General features: G+C 43.4%; 23 protein-coding genes and 2 pseudogenes. 13 read left to right on the top strand and 12 right to left on the bottom strand.

The genetic code is table 11. From position 1 onward, the window contains the following. Positions 1-8: 8 nt before the first annotated feature. Together V7K67_RS01310 and infC are read right to left on the bottom strand one after the other, a co-directional pair. Positions 9-3,041, bottom strand: a complete 3,033-nt coding sequence (locus tag V7K67_RS01310) for an MFS transporter (protein ID WP_334733270.1) — start codon at positions 3,039-3,041, stop codon at positions 9-11. Between the two features lie 537 nt (positions 3,042-3,578). After that, the gene (infC, locus tag V7K67_RS01315) at positions 3,579-4,112 is read right to left on the bottom strand and encodes a translation initiation factor IF-3 (protein ID WP_334708267.1); all 534 of its coding nucleotides are present in this window, start codon (positions 4,110-4,112) and stop codon (positions 3,579-3,581) included. A 211-nt stretch (positions 4,113-4,323) separates the two neighbouring features. On the opposite strand from infC, the gene V7K67_RS01320 reads away from it, so the two are divergent. Continuing rightward, positions 4,324-4,506: a hypothetical protein gene (locus V7K67_RS01320; RefSeq protein WP_334733269.1), complete on the top strand. Its 183-nt coding sequence runs from the start codon at positions 4,324-4,326 to the stop codon at positions 4,504-4,506. A 123-nt stretch (positions 4,507-4,629) separates the two neighbouring features. Here V7K67_RS01320 and V7K67_RS01325 read toward each other — a convergent pair. Continuing rightward, a pseudogene (locus tag V7K67_RS01325) lies at positions 4,630-4,860 on the bottom strand (zinc ribbon domain-containing protein); the annotation flags it as partial. A gap of 296 nt (positions 4,861-5,156) precedes the next feature. Here V7K67_RS01325 and V7K67_RS01330 point away from each other — a divergent pair. Together V7K67_RS01330 and V7K67_RS01335 are read left to right on the top strand one after the other, a co-directional pair. Further along, entirely contained in the window at positions 5,157-5,837 is a 681-nt protein-coding gene (locus V7K67_RS01330) for a HEAT repeat domain-containing protein (RefSeq protein WP_334733268.1), read from the top strand. 75 nt (positions 5,838-5,912) lie between these two features. Beyond that, complete coding sequence (locus V7K67_RS01335; protein ID WP_334733267.1) at positions 5,913-6,479, top strand: phycobiliprotein lyase; 567 nt, start codon at positions 5,913-5,915, stop codon at positions 6,477-6,479. A 381-nt stretch (positions 6,480-6,860) separates the two neighbouring features. Here V7K67_RS01335 and V7K67_RS01340 read toward each other — a convergent pair whose 3' ends face one another. Further along, positions 6,861-7,484 carry a Uma2 family endonuclease gene (locus V7K67_RS01340; protein ID WP_335164957.1) on the bottom strand — a complete coding sequence of 208 codons (624 nt, stop codon included), beginning with the start codon at positions 7,482-7,484 and terminating at the stop codon, positions 6,861-6,863. A gap of 385 nt (positions 7,485-7,869) precedes the next feature. Here V7K67_RS01340 and tnpA point away from each other — a divergent pair. Further along, positions 7,870-8,263, top strand: a pseudogene (tnpA, locus tag V7K67_RS01345) (IS200/IS605 family transposase); the annotation flags it as partial. A 181-nt stretch (positions 8,264-8,444) separates the two neighbouring features. Here the strand turns inward: tnpA and V7K67_RS01350 are convergent. Further along, positions 8,445-8,618 carry a hypothetical protein gene (locus V7K67_RS01350; RefSeq protein ID WP_335164929.1) on the bottom strand — a complete coding sequence of 58 codons (174 nt, stop codon included), beginning with the start codon at positions 8,616-8,618 and terminating at the stop codon, positions 8,445-8,447. A gap of 373 nt (positions 8,619-8,991) precedes the next feature. On the opposite strand from V7K67_RS01350, the gene V7K67_RS01355 reads away from it, so the two are divergent. Together V7K67_RS01355 and V7K67_RS01360 are read left to right on the top strand one after the other, a co-directional pair. Beyond that, positions 8,992-11,187, top strand: coding sequence for a lytic transglycosylase domain-containing protein (locus tag V7K67_RS01355; RefSeq protein ID WP_334708272.1), 2,196 nt, complete (start codon positions 8,992-8,994; stop codon positions 11,185-11,187). Positions 11,188-11,452: 265 nt separating this feature from the next. Continuing rightward, complete coding sequence (locus V7K67_RS01360) at positions 11,453-12,838, top strand: MATE family efflux transporter (protein ID WP_334733265.1); 1,386 nt, start codon at positions 11,453-11,455, stop codon at positions 12,836-12,838. Between the two features lie 249 nt (positions 12,839-13,087). On the opposite strand, the gene V7K67_RS01365 is transcribed toward V7K67_RS01360, so the two are convergent. The 6 genes from V7K67_RS01365 to petC form a co-directional block, all read right to left on the bottom strand. After that, positions 13,088-14,077, bottom strand: coding sequence for a D-alanine--D-alanine ligase family protein (locus tag V7K67_RS01365; RefSeq protein WP_335164931.1), 990 nt, complete (start codon positions 14,075-14,077; stop codon positions 13,088-13,090). 83 nt (positions 14,078-14,160) lie between these two features. Next, positions 14,161-14,556, bottom strand: a complete 396-nt coding sequence (locus tag V7K67_RS01370) for an SET domain-containing protein (protein WP_334708275.1) — start codon at positions 14,554-14,556, stop codon at positions 14,161-14,163. 112 nt (positions 14,557-14,668) lie between these two features. Further along, positions 14,669-15,829 carry a KamA family radical SAM protein gene (locus tag V7K67_RS01375; RefSeq protein ID WP_335164933.1) on the bottom strand — a complete coding sequence of 387 codons (1,161 nt, stop codon included), beginning with the start codon at positions 15,827-15,829 and terminating at the stop codon, positions 14,669-14,671. 412 nt (positions 15,830-16,241) lie between these two features. Continuing rightward, positions 16,242-16,592 (bottom strand): DUF6717 family protein, encoded by a 351-nt coding sequence (locus tag V7K67_RS01380; protein WP_334708277.1) that lies wholly within the window; start codon positions 16,590-16,592, stop codon positions 16,242-16,244. Between the two features lie 461 nt (positions 16,593-17,053). Beyond that, entirely contained in the window at positions 17,054-18,055 is a 1,002-nt protein-coding gene (gene petA, locus V7K67_RS01385; protein WP_334733262.1) for a cytochrome f, read from the bottom strand. 106 nt (positions 18,056-18,161) lie between these two features. Continuing rightward, positions 18,162-18,701 carry a cytochrome b6-f complex iron-sulfur subunit gene (gene petC / locus V7K67_RS01390; protein WP_179063612.1) on the bottom strand — a complete coding sequence of 180 codons (540 nt, stop codon included), beginning with the start codon at positions 18,699-18,701 and terminating at the stop codon, positions 18,162-18,164. A gap of 229 nt (positions 18,702-18,930) precedes the next feature. Here petC and V7K67_RS01395 point away from each other — a divergent pair, with 229 nt between their 5' ends. The 3 genes from V7K67_RS01395 to V7K67_RS01405 all read left to right on the top strand — a co-directional run bounded on the left by V7K67_RS01395 (position 18,931) and on the right by V7K67_RS01405 (position 20,727). Continuing rightward, entirely contained in the window at positions 18,931-19,239 is a 309-nt protein-coding gene (locus V7K67_RS01395; RefSeq protein WP_334708279.1) for a DUF3067 family protein, read from the top strand. 233 nt (positions 19,240-19,472) lie between these two features. Then, positions 19,473-19,724, top strand: coding sequence for a hypothetical protein (locus V7K67_RS01400; RefSeq protein ID WP_335164936.1), 252 nt, complete (start codon positions 19,473-19,475; stop codon positions 19,722-19,724). A 199-nt stretch (positions 19,725-19,923) separates the two neighbouring features. Beyond that, entirely contained in the window at positions 19,924-20,727 is an 804-nt protein-coding gene (locus V7K67_RS01405) for a DUF4058 family protein (protein WP_335164938.1), read from the top strand. A 28-nt stretch (positions 20,728-20,755) separates the two neighbouring features. Here V7K67_RS01405 and tatC read toward each other — a convergent pair whose 3' ends face one another. After that, the gene (gene tatC, locus V7K67_RS01410; RefSeq protein ID WP_334733259.1) at positions 20,756-21,550 is read right to left on the bottom strand and encodes a twin-arginine translocase subunit TatC; all 795 of its coding nucleotides are present in this window, start codon (positions 21,548-21,550) and stop codon (positions 20,756-20,758) included. A gap of 559 nt (positions 21,551-22,109) precedes the next feature. Between tatC and V7K67_RS01415 the strand changes: the two genes are divergently transcribed. From V7K67_RS01415 to V7K67_RS01430, 4 genes are all read left to right on the top strand, one after another. After that, complete coding sequence (locus V7K67_RS01415; RefSeq protein ID WP_334733258.1) at positions 22,110-22,340, top strand: hypothetical protein; 231 nt, start codon at positions 22,110-22,112, stop codon at positions 22,338-22,340. Then, the gene (locus tag V7K67_RS01420) at positions 22,294-23,232 is read left to right on the top strand and encodes an SDR family oxidoreductase (RefSeq protein ID WP_334733257.1); all 939 of its coding nucleotides are present in this window, start codon (positions 22,294-22,296) and stop codon (positions 23,230-23,232) included. Before V7K67_RS01415 ends, V7K67_RS01420 begins: the two co-directional genes overlap by 47 nt. Positions 23,233-23,338: 106 nt before the next feature. After that, complete coding sequence (locus V7K67_RS01425) at positions 23,339-23,656, top strand: type II toxin-antitoxin system TacA family antitoxin (RefSeq protein WP_335164941.1); 318 nt, start codon at positions 23,339-23,341, stop codon at positions 23,654-23,656. Between the two features lie 2 nt (positions 23,657-23,658). After that, positions 23,659-24,165: a GNAT family N-acetyltransferase gene (locus V7K67_RS01430; protein ID WP_335164943.1), complete on the top strand. Its 507-nt coding sequence runs from the start codon at positions 23,659-23,661 to the stop codon at positions 24,163-24,165. The last annotated feature ends 115 nt before the right edge of the window (positions 24,166-24,280 follow it).

A 24,280-nucleotide genomic window follows, 5' to 3' on the forward strand; every position in this document is an offset into this window, starting at 1 on the left:
CTGAATTCTTAGTTTTTCCGGTTGTCCAGTCCTTTAAAATTGTAATTTTTGAATTGGTATTTTTCGAGCAACTCTTTAACTTGAGTGGCTACCAAAGGATGTGTGTCTTTCTGTAACTGGGGGAGGATTTGCAGGAGAACGCGATGTGAAACCATATTTAAGTATGCGATCGCAGCTTCTCTAACAAAGCCAGTTGGATGACGCAAACTGACTAAAATCTCAGAACTGGTCAATCGGATGCGTGTAACTTGAGCATAATGAAAACAGCAAGCTAGACACCAGTCCGAAAGGAAGTTACCCAACATCAGCAATCTGTGGAGGCGATCGCTAACTATCATATTCTCATATTCGACGACCTTGGCTTCTATCAGATGTTGCAATTTTTCTGACTGCGGTCGGTTATCTAAAATATTCAGCAACAAAGACTTTGAAGACAAAGTTACCGTATGCTCCAAGATTTCTAACCCCCGCGCTAAGTTTACCACTGAGGGCGATCGCAGATTGAAGGATGCTGCCTGCATCTTTTCTGGCGAGTAAAGCAGTCTCAATAACAGCAGCACCCGCTCTTTGACATCCAATTCCAATTCTAAAAGGGCGCGTTGTAGTAACTCAGAGACAATCACAATCCTCTCACCAGATTGATAATTTTCTTTTTGGTCTAGTGTTTGGAAGTCAATATATGCGGCGTAAATTTCACCTAAAAATTTTAATTCCTGTTTAATTAAATTTTCTACCCGACTTTCATAAAATCGATCTACTAAACCTTTAATTCCTGGTTGTTTGTGTATTTTTAGTAAGCTGCGAAGAATATGATCCCTTGTAGTACCCCAGGATGTCTCCAAGTTTTCCCATAAAGTATCCAAAGCTTCTTGAGTACCAACTTGAGCAATGGTGCGCCAAGCGTACATCCGCACTACTTCCGGTTTGTAAATATTCGTAGCTAACCGCAGCAGCATTTCTAAAGCTTCATTTTCTAGTCGCGTTAAGGCTGACATTGCTGTACTGCGGGTTGATTTGTAATAAAGTGCTGCAATCAGTGCCGAATAGTACTCTTCTAAATGGGTTGCTGCAATCATTTCCAAGACAGCACAGCGCACTCGTAATGACTCATCTTGTAATAAATTCGGGATGTGAATCCGCAACGCCTGCAAATAAACTGCTTCTCTCAGGGCTTTAACTCCATTTATCCGTTCGCGTTCTTGCTTATGAGTCAGCATCCGGCGCATAGTTTGGGTAGCAGCTACCTTTTGCATGGGTGTTCCCTGGCGTAAGACTAAAGCAGCAGCAGTGGCGCGGATGAGTGAGTTTTGTCGGGGGTTCAGGTATTCTTCTAGGAGGCCTAAATTGGGATTTGGTTCAGCTAGCCAAACGTAGCGTAGCGCTAAGGCAAAAACTTCGGGACTAGTTTCTTGGGATTGTTCTAATAAAGGACGAATGTCGCCTAGATAAGCTGGATTTGCACCTCCCGTCAGCATCACCTCCAAACTTTGGCGTTGCAAATCTGGGGTTAACTTAACTAGTAGAGGTGCTAAAATTTCGGCAGATCCTTGGGAGTCCATTTGGGCTAAAAGTTCAATACAAGAGCGTTTATCAGCCTCACTGCCTTTTTCTGCCAAAGCTTTGACTACCCCCTGCTTGAAGAATCGTAAGCCCATATTGGTTGCACTTAAGTGACCCCGTGCCACACTCAAGACTAACAGTTCAACATAGCGCGATCGCAATTCCCAAACTACTGTTAAACAAGTGCCAGTAATCAGCATTGTTTCTGCTACCAACACCCATTTTTGCAGTGATACAGGTACAAACCGTCCACAAAATAATAGAGTTGCAAAAATTAGCGCTCCTGTCAAACCTGTGGCGATCGCTTCGGCGGTTCCACCAGATAAAGTCTGCATCCGGCTGCGTATTCCCTCTGGAATTGGTTGGTACAGGATGGGACCACTACTCATCACAAAGGTGTAGCGCAGAAGTTCATCAAAGAATTTAACAATTACCAAACCCCAAAAAAAGCTTTGCGATTGGGTGGCTGGAATTAAATGCAGCAATATCAGCACACCTGGTAGTGAAAAACCAACGGTAATTGGTAAAAGTGTAGCAGTGAAAAATACCCCCATTCGTTCAATAAGTCGGCTGGAAATAAACCACTGCAACAACAACTCACACAGTCCTAACATCCCACCAAATAGACCCAAGAAACTGGCGAGTTCTCGGTCGTTTAAATTGGATTGGAGTTCGCGTAGATACTGAAAGTCTATTAGCAACCCAATGACTTGCAACAGACCGACAAAGGCAAACAATTGCCAGACATACCGTTTCAGTGGACTTTTAATGAAACGCTGTCGTGAAGCTTGTTCTTCAGGAATTAGTCTTTGTGGGGTTTCAGGAAAAGCTGCTCGATAGTGATGAGTTAAATAGAATAAAATCCCCGATCCGAATAAAATCACTACACAGGCGATGAGGACAATCTTATTTAGAGTAGTGTATTGCACTAACCAAGGCAAACTAAAGCCACTAATTACATCTGCAACCAAAAGACCACTACTCACCAATGGATAAGTACGCTTAATCTCCCGAATATTAAATAGTTGGTTGGCGACGATGGAGATGTTGAGGTCATTGACCACATAAAGTGCATCTACCCACAGCCGCAGCAGAAATACCGAAATAACTGCCAAGTAGGAAAAATGAGATCCCCAGCGTAATATAACTAATAAAACTAATGGCATCAACATGCAGGGTGCGATCGCCACAATCACCCGACGTAAGGGAAACATCTTTTGCAGACAAGAGTATAAAAAAACTAGTCCGGCACTCATCACGGCACTAGCAATATACATCCACGGCAGCAGATGAGTCCCATATTCATCCAAAAATAGCGCCACCGTACTGTCTTCTGCCCACCGTAATCCTACACATACAGTTGTGTAAAAAACAAACATTAGCTGAGTTCGTTCGCTCTCCTCTGGCCGGAGATTCACCCACTGTAGTAATCGTGTTAGAACACTTTTATTTGCAGCCAACCAGTAATTTTTCAGTTCCATGCAGTTTTAGTTTCTGGTAGTATCACCGTTTCAGGAGGCAGAATAGCGCAACCGTAGGGGGCAGGAGTCTTTTAATTTTGAATTTTGAATTTTGAATTGATTTCTACCCCATCTCCTGGAAATAGCAAAAGTCCTGAGCGACTGAGTATTATGTTTCCCATTCAGCCTTCAGGACTATCGATTTGAGATAAATTTAAATGACCTTAGGAATACCAAAAAATAAATTATGCAATATTCGTGCGTTAGTTGCTGCAATTCACTCAGTTGATCAAACATAGTCAGGACTTACGCAAACAATAGCCGAAACCCTTATTTTCAGGTAGGGGCAATTCATGTAGACGCGGAGCGGTGAAGCAGCGCGGTCTTGGGGGTTTCCCCCATGAGCGACTGCTGAACCCGGAGGGCTTCCCGCAGGGTATTGCCCCTACCGCGTGTACTTTTGCGTAAGTCCTAATAGTATTCCCAAATTTAATGAGAAAATCCCCTGACTGTATAGCTAGGGGATTTTCAAACTTGGTCTATTAAACAGTTAGAGAATTATTTTTTGGGCGAGATGAGCATCATCATGTTTCGCCCTTCTTTTTTTGGCGCTTGTTGAAGCTCACCAAAAGGCTCCAAATCAGTTGCCATTCGCTTGAGCAAATCTTCTGCTAGGTCGCTGTGTTGAATTTCTCGACCCCGGAACATCACAGTCGCTTTGACTTTATCGCCATCTTTTAAAAAGCGCTCTGCTTGTTTAACACGCACATTGTAGTCGTGTTCTTCTATTTTGTAGCGCATCTTAACTTCTTTGACATCAGCGGTGTGTTGCTTTTTCCGGGCTTCCCGTGCCTTTTTTTCCTGCTCAAACTTGTATTTGCCATAGTCCATAATCCGACAAACCGGCGGGTCAGCTTTGTCACTGAGTAGCACCAAATCTAGCTCTTTTTCTTCAGCTAGATGTATTGCTTCCTGTGGGGGCATAATTCCCAACTGGGCACCGTCAGTGTCAATGACCCGAATTTTTGGGAAGCGAATTCGTTCATTAATTTGGGGCAGATCGCGAGTTCTTTTCTTCTCAATCACAGACATTATGATTTGTAGGAGCTCTTAATGAAGGATTTAGTGTGGTCTAGATTAGTATGCCTCAGAGGCAAAATACAGAAGTAACTCAAGACTGAAAACGTAGTCTACAGTTCTAGGGTAACTAATCCGTAAAAGACTTGCCTCGTTGTATTTGTCATTCTACTCACTCTGAGATAATTTCTTTGCGATAGTTAATCTAAATTACACAACCTAGACTATGTTAAATATTATTACAATTATTCAGCAATATTTTTTGCGATCGCAGCAACAATTAGCTTGGAGGATTAACGCCTTTTTCGGGCAGTTTCAACTAATTTTGACATGGTGGAATTTTGCCAGATGCGATCACCTTATCCAATGCTTGGGTGAAATGTGTCAAGTCATGGGTACTGGGTACTGAGGGACTTCCAACTAAAAAGATATCCCATCGCTGGGTAAGCAGGGGAGCAGGGAGCAGGGGGAAGACAACAAAATATTATCTGATTGACACACTCCCCGGCGTGAACGCACGAGGATTCTAGCCTCAAACAGCAATTGCAGGCATAGCCTGTCTGACATCACCTAAGCCAATGGTTGATGCCCCAACCATTTGAATATTACGTGCGGCGTTCTCGTCACGTCCATTCACGGACTGACAAGAGGGACAACGCCACTCTCTCACCGACAAATCTAGTTTTTCTAGAACGTGTCCACAATGAGAACAAGTCTTACTGCTGGGATACCATTGGTCGATGAAAACAACCAATTTATTTTCTGGAAGTCCCTGAGAAGAAATTTTTTTAAGATTTGGTTTGGGTCTGAATCCTCATTCAAATCTTCCCAATCCCTAGTCCCCAGTCCCCAGTCCCTAGTCCCCAATCCCCAGTCCCTAATCCCTAGTCCCCATTACCCCTTATCCCCAGAGGGGGCCCCACCTTCCCCAGTCCCCAATCCCCAGTTCACCCATAATTCAGGCATTTTGTAAAGTCGCCAAACTCCTACTTAACTAGGCGACAGCCTGATGAACGGATCGGGTAAATTAAGATAAGTAAAGAAAACGCTTTGAACTAAATGGCAGCTCTAAGCTTACAAGAAATTTCTACTCAGTTAGAAAGTCCGAATTTACGCGATCGCATGGTAGCCCTTGCTAATCTGCGTAATGTTCCCCCTGAGGATGCAGTTCCTTTGATTAAAAAGGTACTAGACGACGAATCTTTGCAACTGCGATCGATGGCAATATTTGCCCTTGGAATCAAGCCGACACCAGAATGTTATTCAATTTTGGTAAAAATTCTCGAAAATGACCCAGATTATGGTATGCGTGCCGATGCCGCTGGTGCCTTAGGATATTTGGGTGATGCCAGAGCCTTTGAGGTGCTATCGCGGGCATTCTATGAAGATACTGATTGGCTAGTACGCTTCAGTGCAGCTGTTTCTCTAGGTAATATTAAAGACCCTCGTGCCCGTCAAATTCTGCTTCAGGCATTAGATAGTAAAGAGGTAGTGTTGCAGCAAGCTGCAATCTCTGCGCTGGGAGAAATTCAAGATATTGAGTCTGTAGATAAGATCCTGCGTTTTGCCCAATCAGATGATTGGTTAGTCAGGCAGCGTTTGGCAGAAGCTTTGGGCAATCTTCCTACTTCCAAAAGTGTCTCAGCTTTAAAATACCTGGAAAAAGACAATCATTTCAACGTTGCTGAGGCAGCCAGAATTGGCCTCAAAAAGCTTGAGGAAATAGGCAATCAAGCTTAATATTAAAACCTCCTGCTACCTTTTAATAATAATTAAGTGGGAATTTTAGCATTTTGATGCAGGGTAATTTCATTCATGAATATTGAAGAGTTTTTTCAGTTAAGCGCTGGTAAATGGTTTTCTCATCGTACTAGTCAACATTTGGCTTTTAACCAATCGGAACATAGCAAGTCAGACATCATCATTGAGACGCTGGCATTAGATCATCCAGAAGCGATCAAACTGTGTCAAAAGTATAAAATTAATCCCAGTTCTGCTTCCTGTGCTACCAAAATTACCTGGAACGGCACAACGGAAAAGGATCAAGTGAAACACAGTGGTTCAACTGTGTTAGTTTCCGTACCTGATGCGGATAATCCCACCCAAGGTAAGTTACTGCGAGAAATAGTTGATGCCAATAAAACTCCAGTTGCCGGACGCTATAAAATTGACAGTGACGGTGCTTTGATCCTAAGTACAGAGGATGAAAATACATCGTCAGAGGAACGCTTGTGGTTTGCTAGCCCCAATTTACGAATGCGGGTAAATGTCCTCAAGAGTTTTGGTGGATTTAGTATCACTTCTTTCACTTCTGAAATCCGTATGGGTGGCTTTCCACCAGCCGAGAAGGTTTCGGAAGCGGCTAATTCAGTATCTAGTTAGTCTGATGACAACATACTCCCTCCAGAAATGGGGGGAATTAACTAGTAGCGCAAGACGGAAGTCAAAAGTCAAAATCAATGCAGCGTAAGAGTTTCGTTGATTTGGAATGGGTGGTTTATTTAGGCTGTGCTGTACTATAGGAATCCGATTTGATTCCTGAAAAAATCTAAGTATATGTAGTGGCGTGGCAAGCAAAAAAATAGTGCATTAGAGGTAGGTTGGGTGGAGCGGAGCGCAACCCAACATATATCAGGATGTTGGCTTTGGCAAAGCCTCCACCCAACCGACAATTTTTTTGTAACATTTTAGCCTGGATACGCGACTACGTATCTTTTCAAAAATCAAATAGTAGTCCTATAGAGATAGATCAGTATTCGGGAATTACGAATTTAAACCAGCTTGAAAAATCTGGTTTGGGGTGAGATTTAATTCGGGGAAAGTTTGAGAAACAATGCAATCGCTTTCTCGAAATTTACTGATCTGATATTCCCCATCAACTAAATTACAGACAGAGATAGTCGGTTGTTTGGGATTACCGATAAAATTACGTCCACCCAAGGCAGCATAATCGACAATCCAATATTCCGGGATACCCATCTCTTCATAATCAGCATATTTTAAATAGTAATCGTCTCGCCAGTTAGTTGATACAACCTCAATTGCCAAAGGTATTGATGCACCCAAACTAACGGTAGATTGTTTTTTCCATAATTTTTCGTTTTCTAGATTTGCACGGTTTAGCACCAACACATCTGGAAAGTAACCAGAATCTTTTTCAGGAGGTCTAACAATAGCTTGGTTGGGTATGAAGTAGGGTAATCCTAGACGTTTGATTTCAACAGGAATTTCAATACCTAAAAATCCTTTAACTTCCTCATGTTCCCCTACTGGTTGCGCCATCTCAACAATTTCTCCCTTATGTAATTCGTGGCGTACTCGTCGATTTTCGGGTAGCCAATCGACAAATTCCTCAAAGGTTACTAGCTTGGGTATGGCTTGAGTCATTAGATGATAGAGAATTACTGGTGATAGAAACATTATCTCTAATCTAGAAGACTGCGGACAGCTTTTCCACCACGGTTAACAGCCAGTTATCGTCACCCCAATTCTGCTTAGTTGGGGGCAATTCATTCAAAAAAACCGGCATCCAATCTGGCAGTGGTTATCCCTCAGTTCAACGGGTTGCACTCAGCAAGTTGGGGAAGAATTAATTTTCCGGGACTCTTTACCCGGATTTCTCACCAATGCTCAAAGCCTGTGCTTGTGCAGGGGAGCAGGGGAGCAGGGGAGAGTTCAATGTGCCAAGTTCAATCCCCTCCGCCCCTCTGCCCCTCTGCCCCTCTGCCCCTCTGCATTTCAAACTTGTGAGAAATGCGGGTTATAACTTTGTATGACGTACAAATCAACAGCCAGGTCTATTTCTGATTTGAAAGCGCATTTGGTTTTGACTTGCGTTGTATCGGAGAAAAGTCATCACGCCTGCTATGCTGACTCGATTGGGTGAACTAGTCAATCACATATCCCAGAAATGGGGTTGCGAAGTCGTTGAATTCAATGGCGAAAGTGACCACGTTCACCTGTTATTCCGGTACTATCCACAGATGCAACTATCGAAGTTCGTCAACGCCTTAAAATCCTACACAAGCCAACAAATTCGTAAAGAGTTTTTGATGGAGATTAGGCGCGTCTATTGGGGTAAACCCGTATTTTGGAATAGTGCCTACTTCATTGCTTCTTGTGGTGGGGTGACTGTCGAAGTGCTAAAACAATACGTGCAAAACCAAGACTCCGCGAGTTGCACCGATGAGAGAGTGGCGGTTCCGACGCTCGAAGACTCGCTAACGCTTCGCTATCACCCACCCCGCCATTCTTCCCATCGCTGCCCTTCGGGACAGCGTGGGGCTGCTGGCGGGAATAGCTCAAACGGACTCAATTGCAGATGATAAGGGTTTTCAACGAGTATTTTTATAAGCGATCGCATTTTGGCAACAAGCACTCAAGTTTCACCCAGAAAATGCGATCGCTTTTAAAAGGGAACAGGGAACGGGCAACAGGCAACAGGGAAATCCCCATAATTAAAATCAGGGGATTTGTACAAGGACACATTGAAACATCGTGGCTGACGCCATCTCGTTTCAAATATTTTTATCTCTTTTCATAAATAAATTTAGGGGCTTTAAACCCTGTATTCGGGGCTAATTTTTTTTCTGTTCCCTGTTAAGAGTTCCCTGTTAAGAGTTCCCGCCCCGAAGGGGCTTGGTAATTAAAGGGACTGGGAACTGGGGATTGGGTTTTCACTGCCAAGTGGTGGCGACGAATTGCATTTATGATATACCCAAGGTAGATGTAATAGTATCTAATATGTGCTATCTACTCAATACTGCCAAGTGTAGGATTGAAAATTAGTATTTTTCTACATAAAATTAAAAATCTAAAATTAAAATTTGGTAACACTGATGGTTAGGAGTGCTAGAGTTTCAAGAAATTCACCGGAACTTTTCAGCGGGTATTCATGCTGAAGAAACTACAGAAAAAGCAAATTTCGATAATTGCGGGTGCAGCACTGTTTGCCTTTTTAGCTGGGGCAATGGTATCAGCACCGGAGATCGGCAAATCTCTAGGGAAATGGCTCAAACTGAGTCAGAATAAAACGGAGCAAACATCAGAGGCAAGCAAGGCTCAATCAGCCGTATTTCCACTGATATCACAATCACTGCCAGAACGGGCGGCAAAACTAGCAGCGATCGCCCAAGAATCACAATCGCCAGACCGGAATCGCGCTCGTTATCTTTTGGCGAGTGATTACATTGAAAGAACCCAAGGGAAAAAAGCTCTACTTTTACTCCAAGGACTAGAGAAAGACTATCCCATTCTTGCGCCCTACATTTTGCTCAAACTTGCCCAGGCAGAGGATATGCTGGGCGAGGATGGCAAAGCCTCGGATCTTAGGCAAAGTGTGCTGAAACTGTATCCCAAAGAAGCGGCTACCGTGAAAGCACTATATCTAATTGCCCAACCGAAACAACAAGAAACTGCGATCGCTCAATTTCCTAGCAATCCTCTAACTTGGGAAATTATTCGCAAACGCTTGCAAGAAAATCCCAATCAGCCCAATTTACAATTGATTTTGGCTAAATATGCTTATGACCAACCAGGCATAGTAGGCGTTTTAGATCAGTTAGTCAAACAGCCTACCCTGAAACCCGAAGACTGGGAACTAATTGGTACAAGCTATTGGGAAAATAGTCAATTTCTGAAAGCGGCCAATGCTTATGCCAAAGCACCCAAAACATCGCGTAACCTCTACCGTACCGCACGAGGGTTACAGGTAGGAGGTCAAGATAAAGAAAAAGCGATCGCCACCTATAAACAATTGGTGCAACAATTTCCAAATACTGAGGAAACTGGGAATGCTCTACTACGGTTAGCAGAAACCGCAAAAACCCCTAAAGACGGCTTACCCTATCTCGATCAGGTAATTAGTAAATTTCCGAAACAAGCTGGTACTGCACTGGCACAAAAAGCTAAAACTCTCCAAACTCTTAAAGATCAAAAGTCAGCTAGCGCGGCATGGCAAATACTCATAGCTAAATACGGTAATTCTGATGAAGCCGCAGAGTATCGCTGGAAAATAGCCCAAGATAAAGCCAATGTTAAAGATTACGTCGGTGCTTGGCAGTGGGCAGAACCAATTGTTACCAACAACCCCAACAGTATTTTGGCTCCGAGAGCAGGCTTTTGGGTAGGTAAATGGACAGCTTTACTAGGCAAGCAACAGGAGTCTAAAACTGCTTATGAATATGTGATTAGCCAGTTTCCTTACTCTTACTATGCTTGGCGAGCCGCAACCATGCTAGGGCTAAATGTCGGCAATTTTGATAGCGTGCGCGCCATGAACCCAGAAGTAATCGCACCCCAACGTCCAGTACCGCCTGCTGGCTCTGAGACTTTCAAAGAATTATATCTACTGGGTCAAGACCGCGATGCCTGGTTACAATGGCAAACAGAATTTCAGAACAAAATTCAGCCAACGGTAGCAGAGCAATTTACTGAAGGGTTAATGCGGCAGGCTAAGGGAGAAAATCTCATCGGAATTGACAAAATTTCTAAATTGGAAGACCGCGAAATCCCCGCAGAACTGGCCCAATATCAAACTCTGAGCAAACAAATCACCTACTGGCAAGCCCGTTATCCATTTCCCTATCTCCGAGAGATTGAAAAGTGGTCTACTGAGCGTAAACTCAATCCCTTGTTAGTTACTGCCTTAATCCGTCAGGAGTCGCGGTTTGAGCCAAAAATCAAATCCGTCGCTAACGCCACTGGTTTAATGCAGTTGTTGCCAAGTACCGCTCAATGGATTGCCCCACAAATCAAGGTGGATTTCAAAACCATAAACCTAGAAAATCCCAACGATAACATCATGCTAGGTACATGGTATTTGGATCATACTCATCAGCAATATAACAATAACTCTCTGTTGGCGATCGCTAGTTACAATGCTGGCCCTGGCAATGTCTCCAAATGGCTGCAAACTCTAACTACACAAGATCCAGACGAGTTTGTTGAAGAGATTCCCTTTGATGAAACCAAAAATTATGTGCGGCAAGTATTTGGCAACTACTGGAATTATCTGAGGCTTTACAACCCGGAGATTTCTGGCATCGTCGCCAAATACTCTACTACACACCCACAACTACCAGCGCGATAATCTGAGAAAGTTATGACTTGTGAATTTGGAGTTAAAAAATTGCTTTAACTCCAAATTCACAACTCTACTACTTACACATTGACATTCTGCCGCAAGTCTTGAGGCGGCAGCCCCAACGACGGGCATTCCCAGTCGGAGACTAGGAACGAGACATTGTATAATTAATTCTGTCTGACTACTTAATAACTGGAATTGATCGCAGTTGTAAGTGTTAATATATACTTAAGTGTTACTTTTTTTGCACCCCCCTTAATTTTCGTGCCCAATGGAGTTAACTTCAAAAGAATTTAAGTCAGAACTGATATTAGAAATCCAAGCCTGCCTGCTATTGGCAGTTCCTTTAGTAATTACTCAAATATTAGAAGCGGGCATTCCTTTATTGGATGGGGTGATGATGGGCTTGCTTAACAGCCAAGCTCTAGCTGCGGGTGCTTTAGGTGCTGTTACCTTTTCGACTCTAGCTTCCATTTGTCGTTCTATTCTTTCAGCTGCGGGTGTGAGTGTTGCAAATGCTTTTGGTGCAGGAAAAATAGACCAAGTTAGCTGTGCTACCGGTCAAGGAATTTGGTTAGCGGTGACGATGTGCTTACCTGTGATGTTTATCATTTGGCACTTTGACTATATCTTACTGCTGACTGGTCAAGAAGAAAGCAATGTATTATTAGCTCAAACTTATTTGCGGTCTATTGTTTGGGGTTTTCCTGCGGCACTTGGTTTTTGTATTTTAAAAGAAGTTAGCTCTGCCCTCAATCGCCCCCAATTCCTAATAGTAATTACGGTAGCTGGACTATTATTGAATGGGGCTGCCAATTATGTTCTAATGTTCGGTAAATTTGGTTTCCCAGCCCTTGGGTTAGCCGGTATTGGTTGGGCAAGCGCACTCATTTTTTGGCTGAATTTTATCGCTGCCGCCAGTTGGATTTGCTTGGATAACTACTTTAAAGATTACCAACTTGATTCCGCTCTGGATCAGTTCGATCAAGATATGTTTTTAGATATCTTCCAAACTGGGTGGTTTTTGGGATTACAGTATGGAGCAGAAATTGGAGTATTCACTGCCACTGCTTTAATGATGGGGTGGTTTGGGACAGAGACGTTAGCAGCTCATGAAATTACTGTCGAAACAGAAAGTTTTGTCGAAACAATATCTATAGGTATTTCCTATGCCGTCACAATGAGAGTAGGACAGTTGAGGGGACAAAACGATCTCAAGAGTGCAAGCAGAGCAGGATTTGTTTGTATTGCCCTTGCTACTCCCTTTGTGAGCATTGTGGCACTAATTTTTTGGCTGTTTCCCAACTATATTGTGGCAATGTATTTGGACACCAGTAATTTAGATAATATCGAAATAGTTAAAACGACAATTTCTTTTCTAGGCGTAGCAGCAATAGTCCAGATATTTTATTCTATTCAGACTATTGCTGCTGCTGCTTTGATCGGGTTGAAAGATACCCGAATACCAACCTTAATCACTATGTTTGCTTATTGGGGAGTAGGTGTAGGTGGGGGCTATCTAATGGCATTTACTTTCGGTTGGGGCCCGATAGGTTTATGGTTGGGTTTAATGCTAGGGCTACTCATGGGTGCGGTGTTTTTGATTGGGCGTTTTTATCTTTTGACTACTGAGATGGAGTCTGTTGAACAGAGTTAAAAACCAATACGGTTCAGTTAAGGCTTTACTCTTTGTCAAAGTGATTTTTTTAACGTAGACGCGGAGCGGCTTGCCGCAGGCTACCGCATAGACGCGGAACAGTTTCCCGCAGGGTAGGACACGTAAAAGACCGGGAGCTTGGTAGCCCCTCGGCTTTAGCCAGGGGTAGTCCCCAATCCCCATTACCCCTTATCCCCAGAGGGGGCCCCACCTTCCCCAATCCCTAGTCCCCAGTCCCCAGTCCCTAGTTCAACCTTTGTACCTTTGCCATGCAGAATCGATTATTTCAGCAATGATTTCTGTATATGTCACACCACCCAAACGTCCCATAATTACTAGGTCTGAGCGGATATGGTGTAGCCCTGGCAGTGGGTTAACCTCCATAAACTGCAACACACCGCTAGCATCACAGCGTAGATCCACGCGGGCAGCGTCTCGGCAACTAAAGGTATGGTAAGCATCCAGTGCTAGCTGCCTCGCTTCTGCTGCCAGTGGTTCGGGATCTATGAGCAAACGATAAGATACTCGTTCCAGATACTCATCCTTGTTAAGGGTGGTATAAGCAAAAGCTTCTGCTTGTCCTGTAAAGATTACTTCCATCACACCTACTACTCGTGAGTTGCTGCCATTGCCAACAATACCCACTGTTACTTCTCGACCGGGAAGAAAGGTTTCTACGAGTAGTGGTTGCTGGAAAAGTTCATGTAACAATTCATAAGTATTTACTAGCTCCCCGCGTTCTTTGACAAGAGAACGCCCAGTTACTCCTTTAGAACTGCCCTCCGCCACAGGCTTGAGGAAAAGTGGCATTGATAGCGATACGGCTGCTGCTTCTACGGTAGTACTCACCACTTCAAAGGGGGCTGTTGGCAAACCGCGATCGCGCATTACTCTTTTAGCAAGCGCCTTATCTAGCGTTAGGGCGCAGGTGAGTGGATCGGAAAAGGTGTAAGGTTGAGCAAATAACTCGCAGACTGCTGGGACTTGGGCTTCGCGAGAGCGACCCTTTAAACCCTCAGCAATATTGAAAACCAGATCCCAGCGATCGCCTTTAGCCAATCGCCCAGCCAGTTCTCTACCATTGCCCACACGTTCAACCTGATGACCTAACTTAAATAGGGCATTTTCCAACCCGATAATAGTTTCTTCATCGTCGAATTCCATCACCTCAGAGGCAATAAAACCAGCCTTCAGGTAGTCTACCTTCAGGTCATAACACAGACCAATTAATAACCCCATAGCCCCATAATTCTCAGTGAAAAAGCTTTTTCTGTGAGCTTGAATGTACAAATCAGGTATCTTAATTAAAATAATTCCAATTACTAATTCTTCAATTGAGTCAAAGATAGCTCATCAACAACATCAAACCATATAGGAGATTTATCGTCAGGAGAACCGTTATAGTTGGCAGTCATTTCTTCTCCTACTTCTATATCTTGGTAGGCAATATACTCTACTTCTCGTTCAGCGAAATTTTTCACATAGTAAGTATTGGGATAGTAAGAATGATTAATCAGGGACACTAAACCGAAGGCGATCGCCGCAGCTTTATCTTCCCAATCATAGTAATAGTTATCCAAAATTGTTTGATCGAGCAATTCAACCTGTTCTGCGGGTATAACCACAACTGGCGCTCTTTCAATGAGTTCTCCTTTTAAAAAGCGCTTCTGTGCGAAGATACCTCGACCTTTTATGTTTATATTACCAACAATCAACATCCCAACTAATCTCCTGCGATTATTTAGTTTTTTAGTTTGCCATAATCTAAAAGAATCATTCCAACTATCACTTTTAGATCATGGCGATCAACTCATATACAAATATATAGTGTTATCCCTGCTCTACTGGATCTATATATGTGTACTTCTTACCTGCCCAATTTTGCACTGTAGCTGTGCCTTTCTCATAAGCAAGTAGAGTCTCGGCTTGAATTGGGACTTTGCCACCACCACCAGGGGCATCAATTACATAGGTTGGTACAGCGTACCCAGTAGTATGACCGCGCAATTTAGAAATTAAATCCAGTCCAGTTTGAACACTTGTTCGCAGATGTGCAGTGCCAACAACTGGGTCGCATTGGTAAAGATAATAGGGTCGCACACGCAGCTTGAGAAGACCGTGGAATAGATTCTTGAGGGCTTTTTCAGAATCATTCACACCTTTTAACAGCACGGTTTGACTGCCTAGAGGAATGCCGCCATCAGCGAGGCGATCGCAAGCTTGTGCCACCTCTGGGGTAAGTTCCCGCACATGACAAAAGTGCAAAGACAGCCACACACGATGTTTCCGAAGCAAGGCAACCAGTTCTGGTGTAATTCGCTGCGGTAAAAAACCCGGCACACGAGAACCAATTCTGATAAATTCAATGTGCTTAATAGCACGCAGCCGCCCAAGCAAATTGTCTAAAGGTTCATCAGACATCAACAGAGGATCGCCACCGGAAATTAGCACATCACGGATTTCGGTGTGTTCTTCTAAGTAAGTGGCGATCGCATCCAACCGCCGCGTTACTGGGTACATCTCACCTTGGCTCACCAAACGAGAGCGGGTACAGTAACGGCAATAAGCAGCGCATGTATCTAAAGCAAGGAGCAACACGCGATCGGGGTAACGGTGTACGAGTCCTGGCACTGGAGTGTCGTTGTCTTCACCGCATGGATCTACCATGTCTGCTGTACTGATGATTAGTTCTTCCTGCCGTGGTATCACTTGCACCCGTAGTGGGCAAAGTGGATCTTCTGGATCGAGTAGTGATGCAAAGTATGGTGTTACGGCGACAGCAAACTTTTCTGGTGCGATTAAAAGTCCCTGTTCTTCGGTAGCACTCAGCCTTAGTAACCGCTGAAAGTGTTCCAGCTTAGTCAACCGATGCCGCATTTGCCAGCGCCAATCGTTCCAGCGTTCCTGGTTGTAAGTCTCTCCCAAAATCTGACAAATTTCTGCACACCGAACATCGCTCACTAGAGGATCTAGAGTAGTCTTTTTGATCATGATTAGAACTAAAGCTGAGAATAATAAACCAATCACAGCCTAGTTTGTTTAGCTACATTAGTCGATAGAAGAGAAAAATATTGACAAATGTTACCCTAATCTAAATCAATAGAGAAAAAGCCCTTGAGGAGAATTCAGAATGAATTCTGACGACTGACGCATGTATTCTGTTTCGATAAATAATTTAGGGACTTCCAAGAAATAAATTATCCAAATAAACGTAGACGTGGAGCGGCTTGCCGCAGGCTACCACAGAGACACAGAGAACACAGAGGGAGAAGAGATAGAGAGAATTTTTGCGTTAGTTTTGGGATATTGTTTTATTTGGAAGTCCCTTACAGGAAATTATGATTGACAACCAACCTCATCTAGGCTCATCATAATGCTCTCATCTTCATCAGCTTCATCAACATTATCGGTTTATCTTCGCTTTAAACTGAGTGTAAAACTCTTTGGGAGCCTCATCGAAATACTTAAATAGAGCAGGGCAGAGCCATCCTTCCCGATTTAAATCTGCACTATAATACCAGTTACCTCGATATTCTTCACGCCGCCAGTCAAACTTGAGTTGATAGCCAGGAAAGGGAAATGCAGAAAATATCAAACTGAACCCTGATTCTGCATCTGGAATGTGTGCCACCATTCTTTCAATAATTTCGTCCGCCCCTGCCACAAAAGGCTCCCGAACTAGACTTACTTTTTCATCGTCAAACACCCACATCTCACCGAATTTATAGGGATGAATAACTATGATTGAGTTCATAAAGTTTACTCGTAGTTAATAGCGTTTCACTTTAATAATGATACAAATACATTGCTAGAGGTACAGCAATTGGTATAAGTCCCAAATTTACAGGCTTTGTGTAACTAAGGAATAAGAATTAAATAACATACAATTTATGTCCCTACTGGGGAAACAAAAGAATTAACCTATTACTATGGTGGGAAATCTGCTTACCGAACAACCCATAGTTACGAAAGATCAGACTGCTACCACTATATTCGGGTAGAGAACTGGTTTGGTGTCCATGATGTCCAAAAAACTATAACGGTTATGTGTAAAGATGGTTGGGTCAGAACCAAAACGGTGCGCCGTTATATTGACGGTAATCTTGTAAAAGAAATTAACTATCCTTTGATTACCTCATAGTAGTAGCGGCATGAACACATATAAAAAAAGACAGGCATCTTGCCTGTCCTATAAATAATGATTTCGCCAAGAATTTAGAAATTCATCTCAGCAGCTTGAACTTTCTCAACCTGCTTCTTCTTCAGCACCAGCATAACTTGAGCCAACATCACAAGAGCGGTAAACGCAATCATCCATTTGACTCTAGAAGCGTCTTGCAATACGATTTCTGCATCTATTTGACCAAATCCACCAACGTTCGGGTTGCTGGTCAAAGCATCACCAGTCTTAACTGTTTGCCCTTCGGAAACAATTAGTTCTGGCCCTAAAGGAATCGTATCAACGACAACATCACCAGATTCAGGTTGAATATTGACTAGATATTTGACGTTACCATCTTCATCTTCCTCTTTGGCAATCTTGGTAATTGTGCCAGTAGCAGAAGCGTTGTAAGCAGTGTTGTTGCTCTTTTCGCCAGTGGGATAAACTTGTCCGCGTCCCCGATTACCACCTACGTGAACTGAATATTTACCGAAGTGGATGTTTTTGTCGGTTGCGGGGTTGGGAGAAAGAACTGGGAAGATGATTTCCTGATACTGTTCACCGGGTAAAGGGCCGACGATGACGACGTTTTCTTTATCTTCGCTGTAGGGTTGGAAGGTAGTGTCGCCAATTTCTTCTTTAAGTTCCTCGGAAATACGGTCTTCAGGAGCAATCTTAAAGCCTTCAGGTAGCATCAGTACAGCACCGACGTTCAAGCCAACCTTGGAACCATCAGCACCAACTTGCTGGGCACTCAAATCGTAAGGAATTTTCACTACAGCTTTGAATACAGTGTCAGGTAGCACCGATTGGGGAACTTCCACTTCTGTAACCTTGGCGGCTAGGTGACAGTTGGCACAAACAATTCGCCCGGTTGGTTCACGGGGGGTTTCGGGATAGGTTTGCTGTGCCCAAAATGGATAGGCGGCAGCTGATTGGGGAAGTGCTAAATCGCTGGTGAAGTAAAATGTCACAGTGGCGATCGCTATGAGCAATGTTTTGACAATCGCTCTAGCACTGCGAGTTAACCTCGCTGTTATGAAAACATTTCTCATCTCTAATAAGGGCGACGATTGAATTAGTCATTAGTCATTAGTCATTGGTCATTAGTCATTAGTCATCAAGCCCTGAACAAAGGACAAATGACTAAGGACAAAATTATTAACCCCACCAAGGTGCATCACCTGTGCGGAAGTCGGTTTCAGTCCAAGGGGTTAAAACGATTTTGTCGTCGTTGACGTTGGTATGGGCTAAAGCCAGAGATAGAGGTGCTGGGCCCCGAACAACTTTACCAGTTTCGTCATACTGGGAACCATGACAAGGACATTTAAATTTGTTCTCAGCAATGTTCCAGGGTACAACACAACCTAAGTGGGTGCAGATGGCGTTGATGCCGTAATCTTTGATCGCCTCTTTGCTGTCTACCACAATATAGGTAGGATCTCCCTTTAGTCCTTGGACTAGGTTGCGATCGCCTGCATTCCGGTTTTCTAGAAATTTAGTGACACTAACATCGTTACCTAGCTCGTCTTTTGCCGTTACACCGCCACCAGCACCACCAGCAGCGGGAGGAATAAAGTACTTGACAACGGGATACAATGCACCCAGAGCCACTCCGGTGACAGTCCCAAAAGTGAGCAAATTCATGAACTGACGACGCCCCATATCGGGCACGTCTGCTGATTCAGAAAATTGAGCCATAATCTACGCGCTCTTTGTATATTTTGTTAAGCATTTTGACAAAAGTACTAGTACTTGAGCAACTCTTGTCTAAGTCGAAATGCTAGCGCTCACAACGATGCCATAATTCTTTGTTCCAAGATATATTTAGCATCTTTTCTGTTAGCATTACATTTCTTTATATCCTTATCATACTGGAGTCACGGAACTTAACATCATAACTAAATGTAAAATCTGATTGAGAAAAGCTATGACAGGACAGGAATTACGTCAGATATTGCTTGATAAGTGGGGATATTCTTACGATGTCCAGTTTCGGCGGGCACAGGGAAAGATATTTTTGCAAGTAATGTGGAAATATCTAGAGCAAGCTTCTTTTCCCTTGAGCGAGGCGGAGTACCAAGAACATCTCGATAGCATTGCCAATTATCTTCATGCCTTGGGCGGGTCAACACAGGTACAAACATTTATTTCCCAAACCCGCGATCGCCCCCGACTTGGCAAAGCTGTTAGCATTCCTCTAGATTTGGGTGAGCGTTCTTCAGAATGGATATTGTGATCGAGTTTTCTTACTTTTTCCTCTCTAGTAATAGCTAATTAAACTGATTTCAGGCAATTCTCCTTGTCTGAATTTTTAAATTAATATTTACAACTTTTTGATTTACAAAACCGCTCATCTTAGCTATGCAGTCACCAAATCCGATCTCACTCGACTCGCTGACCCCTTCACTACTGACTTTCATTAGCCGCAGCGGAGAACACTTGCTAACGTTGATCAACGATGTGCTGGAAATGTCCAAAATTGAAGCGGGTCAGTTACAGTTAACGGAAAACTGTTTCGATTTGCATCAGCTGATCTACTCTATCAGAGATATGCTTGCCCTCAAAGCTTTAGAGAAAGGAATTGATCTGAGAGTAGAACAGGATATTAGCGTTCCTCGCTATGTGTATGGTGACGAATCAGAGCAAGTTATCGCCAATGCTCTGAAATATCTGGTGGATAATTTTGAACTGGAGGCGATCGCAAATCTAACCCAAACTTAGAGGATGTTTGAAAAGTTTGAAAAGTATTGGGCGAATAGAATTCGCGGCTACACAAACGAAGTCCACCTCCGTGGACTAAGAAATCAAGGTTTTTTAACCCACGGAGGTGGGTTTTGCCTGTGTAGGTGCGGTTTCTAACCGCCCTTTTAGCGCGTTAATTTAGAATCATTCTAATTGCTCATTTCAGGATAGTAAAACTATGAATTATCCATTTCCCGGAATGAATCCTTATTTAGAAAATCCTGTGTTTTGGTCAGAAGTACATCATCGATTGATCACAGCGATCGCAGATACTATTGAGCAAAATATTCCCCTACAGTATCGAGTTGCAATTGAACAACGTACTTATTTAAGTGATGACTCCGATTCTGTATTAGTTGGTATACCTGATGTTTCGGTTTTTTCTCAACAAAAATTACCACAGCAATACTCATCAACTGCTACCCACAAAGAAACATCAGAAGGTATCACAGTGATGATACCGTTACCTGAACATATTACGGAAAATTACTTAGAAATTCGAGAAGTTTCTACAGGTTTTGTGGTGACATCTATCGAAATTTTATCGCCTAAAAATAAACGCCCAGGCGAAGGTAGAAAAGCATATCAACTGAAACGCAAACAAGTTTTAGCTAGTCTTTCTCACTTAGTCGAAATTGATTTACTCAGAACTGGAAAACCCATGTTAATTTTAGGGGAAATTCCTGTAACCAATTATCAAATTATTGTTAGCAGAAGTGAAACACGTCCTCAAGCTAAATTATACGGATTTAGCATCAGAGAAACAATTCCCCTATTTCCATTACCTTTACAGTCAGAAGATATAGAACCGATTGTAGATTTGCAATCTTTATTGCATGGCATATACAATCGCGCGAGATATTACTTAGCAATTGATTATAATAAAGAACCAGTACCACCTCTAAAATTGGAAGATGCTGTATGGTCTGATACCCTTTTACGCGAACAAGGGTTAAGAGGATGTTTGAAAAGTTATGATTGATGTATCAAATATTTTTTTACTCCAAATGTTATTTTCCCGTGAGCTTCACTAGTCCCACACCACCGAAATAAAGTCCTAAAACTGCTCCTGCTAAGAGACTTTGAGTCAGGGGGTCAGTAGAAGGTGTCAGGACGGCTCCTAAAATGACTGCTCCCATAATCACGTAACGCCAACCAGAAACCATCTGTTGAGACGAGACAATGTTCAAATTACCAAGCAACAGTTGAATGATGGGAATTTGAAATGCTAAACCAGTGCTGAATAACAATAGCAGCACAAATTCAAAATATTTATCAATTGACCAAAGTTGTTCGACTACATCTGCTCCGTAACTGATGAAAAATTTCAAAGCGGCGGGGATAAGCAGTAAATAGGCAAATACTAAACCCGCCCCAAACAGCACACTCGAACCCAAAACCACAGGCCCCAGTAAACGGCGTTCGCGGCGAGTCAGTCCTGGAACCACAAACTGGATAATCTGGTAAAGAATAAAAGGACTAGTAAGTACAAAGCCAGTGTAGGCGGCAACTTTGAGGGAGACAAAGAAATATTCTCCGGGTGCGAGTTGGAGAAATTTTACTCCTTGTGCTGGAACCTCAAGTAGTTGGACAATGGGCTTAACGGCAAAGAAACAGCCAATAATGCCCACTGTTACAGCAATCAACGAATAGAAAATCCGCTGCCGCAACTCTTCTAGGTGGTCGAAGAGGGACATTTCGATTTCACCTGGCAACTCATCAAGAGGATCGGTGTCTGAGTTACCATATCCTTCTGGATCGATGTTGGGAACGTTTATAGTATCTACGTCTTGTGAAGGCGTCACGTCGCTTCGCTCCGAATTTAAAATTTAAAATACCCTACAGGAACGCCAAGGGCGTACAAAATTCAAAATTAACAATCCCATAAATAAATTTAGAGGCTTGTATCATGAGTGTTTGTCGGTCATCGACCATTTCGGTGACTCAGCATTCTTCATTATTTTATCTGGGGAATGCAGCTACCAAGATATGTTTTTGGGTGCTGCGGGTTTTTTGTCCTGTTTTTTGGGTTTGCATCTGCATAAGTTAGTAGGAAGCCATCTTGTAGGCAATGCCTAACCTGAAAAAGGGTGGAACCGATAATTAAGAAATCACGTCTCTGCGGCTAGTAGCGCTGAATAAAGAGTGCTGAGTTGAAAGACCGCCCACAAGGGGCAGGGCAAAAACCCAAGTACGAAAGTACCGAGTACTCCTCTTCTGACTCAGAACTCAGCACTCAGCACTGAGTATGGTAAATTCACACAACTTCAAAACTTCAACATTTAACACTCAGTTTTAAAAATCCGGTTCATCAAGGTGGCATCTATACATAGCGTAATCGGAAATTTTTAGCTGAGGTTGGGTATGAACCGGACAATTTGCATTGCCCTCATGGCATTGCCTGTTTATTTATACAATGTTGAGCTAGGCAATACTTGTAGTAGTGACGTGACAGTTGTTAAAAACCAGTTTTCCACAATAGCTGCTCTAATTGCTTACAGTACAAATGCTCAATCACGCATATTACCGTGGCAAATATCGGCTAGAGATGACCAAACCGAAGATTGCCTTCGGCTTGGTATTTGCAAAGATTGATAAAAAAAGGCAGCCCCATCATCAAAGAAAATTAATGGTTGTAGAATATCAACGTACAGTAGTGGTTACAGGAGCCTCAACAGGAATTGGTCAGGCCACTGCTTTGCTTTTAGACCAGTTGGGCTTCTCTGTTTTTGCTGGAGTGCGTCAAGATATTGATGCTCAAACACTTAAACAGAAAGGATCGCCAAGGCTGATTCCGATTTTTTTAGATGTTACTGATGCTGAATCGATCGCAGCGGCGGTTGATCAAGTCACAAATGCAGTCGGTGGTGGGGGAATTTTGGGTTTAGTGAATAATGCCGGAATTGCTGTCCCTGGCCCCTTAGAATTATTAGCGATCGCAGAATTTCAACAACAAATGCTGGTTAATGTCACCGGACAATTAGCCGTCACACAAGCATTTCTTGGTCTATTACGCCAGAGTCGGGGGCGAATTGTCAATATGGGTTCCATTGCTGGTAGAAGTCCGACGCCGTTCCTTGGAGCTTACAATGCGTCAAAGTTTGCCCTCGTTGCACTCAATGATGTGCTGCGGATGGAGTTAAGACCTTGGGGAATCTCTGTTTCTATTATCGAACCTGGTGCGATCGCTACCCCAATCTGGGAAAAGTCCCTAAGTCAATCGGAAATAGCACAGCAGGATTTACCACAATCGGCACAAAATCTCTACGGGCAAGCGATGAATATTGTCCGCAAAAAAATGCAGATTCTCGCATCAGGGGGAATTTCTGCGGATATTGTTGCTCAGACTGTTGTTCAGGCGCTCACTGCAAAGCAACCTAAGACGCGCTATCTTGTTGGACAAGATGCCAAAATCGGGGCGTTGCTAAAGCATATTTTGCCTGACAAGCTACACGATCAGATAATTTTATACTCAATGGGGCTGTAGATTACAAAAAAGGCAGGGGGCAGGAGGTATTAATAAAAATTTTCTGGATTTGTACGGCTTTAAGACGTACTATAAAGGATAGAGAGCAGAAAGAGAGTCTCCCCTGATGTCCGACAAGCAGAACCCTAGCAAAACAGAAGATAGGCGTAGCAAACTGGAACGCTTGGAAGCACGCCTTACCCGTGAGCAGAAGCAATTATTGCAGCAGGCGGCAGACCTGGAAGGTAGAACCGTCACCGATTTCGTGGTCAGTCATGCCCAGGAAGCGGCTGTACGGACGATTGAGGAACATACTATTATCAAGCTCAGTCGGGAAGATAGCATCGCTTTCATCGATTCTCTTGTTAATCCCCCTGCGCTACAGCCCGATGCACCTCTGGCACGGGCAATCAGCCGTTATCAGGAAAGTATGGGGCTAGGGTGAGTGTGCCTGCTTTTGCGTATACCATTGAGTTACTGAACTCTGGACACAATCGAGTGGATTTCCGATGTGGAACCGAAGTCCTCGACCGTTATCTGCGAGAACAGGCTGGTCAGGATTTGCGGCGTTATGTGGCAACGCCGTTTGTACTACATGATTTGGACACCAATCAGATAGCAGGGTACTACACTTTAGCCGCGACATCAATTCAGGTAGAGGACTTGCCGGAAGCACTACGAGCAAGGCTGCCGAGGTATCCTCTTGTTCCGGCAACGCTGTTAGGCAGGCTTGCTGTGGATGAACGTTTCCAAGGGCAAGGACTGGGGGCGTTCCTCCTCGTCGATGTCCTGTGGCGTATCCTGATGAGTGAGATTGCAACGATGGCGGTGGTGGTGGATGCCAAAAATGAGCAAGCGCGGGCTTTTTATGAATATCACGGATTTACCATGTTTCCCGGACAGCCTCAACGGCTGTACCTGCCAATGGCGACGATCGCTAGACAGTTCAGTTAAATCTTTCCAATCTTTGCGAACTGAAACATTAAGAACCGCTATATATTCAATAGCACTACAAAATTGTACTTAACAGTACCTTTTTTTGTGTTGGATATTTTTAATATTCATAAGA

Origin of the sequence: Nostoc sp. (assembly GCF_036917155.1) — a bacterium.
Taxonomy (GTDB): domain Bacteria; phylum Cyanobacteriota; class Cyanobacteriia; order Cyanobacteriales; family Nostocaceae; genus Nostoc.

Bases quoted from the DNA above. Each gene is read 5' to 3' on its own strand.
- V7K67_RS01310 (WP_334733270.1), bottom strand. From the start codon at position 3,041: ATGGAACTGAAAAATTACTGGTTGGCTGCAAATAAAAGTGTTCTAACA.
- infC (WP_334708267.1), bottom strand. From the start codon at position 4,112: ATGTCTGTGATTGAGAAGAAAAGAACTCGCGATCTGCCCCAAATTAAT.
- V7K67_RS01320 (WP_334733269.1), top strand. From the start codon at position 4,324: ATGTTAAATATTATTACAATTATTCAGCAATATTTTTTGCGATCGCAG.
- V7K67_RS01330 (WP_334733268.1), top strand. From the start codon at position 5,157: ATGGCAGCTCTAAGCTTACAAGAAATTTCTACTCAGTTAGAAAGTCCG.
- V7K67_RS01335 (WP_334733267.1), top strand. From the start codon at position 5,913: ATGAATATTGAAGAGTTTTTTCAGTTAAGCGCTGGTAAATGGTTTTCT.
- V7K67_RS01340 (WP_335164957.1), bottom strand. From the start codon at position 7,484: ATGACTCAAGCCATACCCAAGCTAGTAACCTTTGAGGAATTTGTCGAT.
- V7K67_RS01355 (WP_334708272.1), top strand. From the start codon at position 8,992: ATGCTGAAGAAACTACAGAAAAAGCAAATTTCGATAATTGCGGGTGCA.
- V7K67_RS01360 (WP_334733265.1), top strand. From the start codon at position 11,453: ATGGAGTTAACTTCAAAAGAATTTAAGTCAGAACTGATATTAGAAATC.
- V7K67_RS01365 (WP_335164931.1), bottom strand. From the start codon at position 14,077: ATGGGGTTATTAATTGGTCTGTGTTATGACCTGAAGGTAGACTACCTG.
- V7K67_RS01370 (WP_334708275.1), bottom strand. From the start codon at position 14,556: ATGTTGATTGTTGGTAATATAAACATAAAAGGTCGAGGTATCTTCGCA.
- V7K67_RS01375 (WP_335164933.1), bottom strand. From the start codon at position 15,829: ATGATCAAAAAGACTACTCTAGATCCTCTAGTGAGCGATGTTCGGTGT.
- V7K67_RS01380 (WP_334708277.1), bottom strand. From the start codon at position 16,592: ATGAACTCAATCATAGTTATTCATCCCTATAAATTCGGTGAGATGTGG.
- petA (WP_334733262.1), bottom strand. From the start codon at position 18,055: ATGAGAAATGTTTTCATAACAGCGAGGTTAACTCGCAGTGCTAGAGCG.
- petC (WP_179063612.1), bottom strand. From the start codon at position 18,701: ATGGCTCAATTTTCTGAATCAGCAGACGTGCCCGATATGGGGCGTCGT.
- V7K67_RS01395 (WP_334708279.1), top strand. From the start codon at position 18,931: ATGACAGGACAGGAATTACGTCAGATATTGCTTGATAAGTGGGGATAT.
- V7K67_RS01400 (WP_335164936.1), top strand. From the start codon at position 19,473: ATGTCCAAAATTGAAGCGGGTCAGTTACAGTTAACGGAAAACTGTTTC.
- V7K67_RS01405 (WP_335164938.1), top strand. From the start codon at position 19,924: ATGAATTATCCATTTCCCGGAATGAATCCTTATTTAGAAAATCCTGTG.
- V7K67_RS01415 (WP_334733258.1), top strand. From the start codon at position 22,110: ATGAACCGGACAATTTGCATTGCCCTCATGGCATTGCCTGTTTATTTA.
- V7K67_RS01420 (WP_334733257.1), top strand. From the start codon at position 22,294: ATGACCAAACCGAAGATTGCCTTCGGCTTGGTATTTGCAAAGATTGAT.
- V7K67_RS01425 (WP_335164941.1), top strand. From the start codon at position 23,339: ATGTCCGACAAGCAGAACCCTAGCAAAACAGAAGATAGGCGTAGCAAA.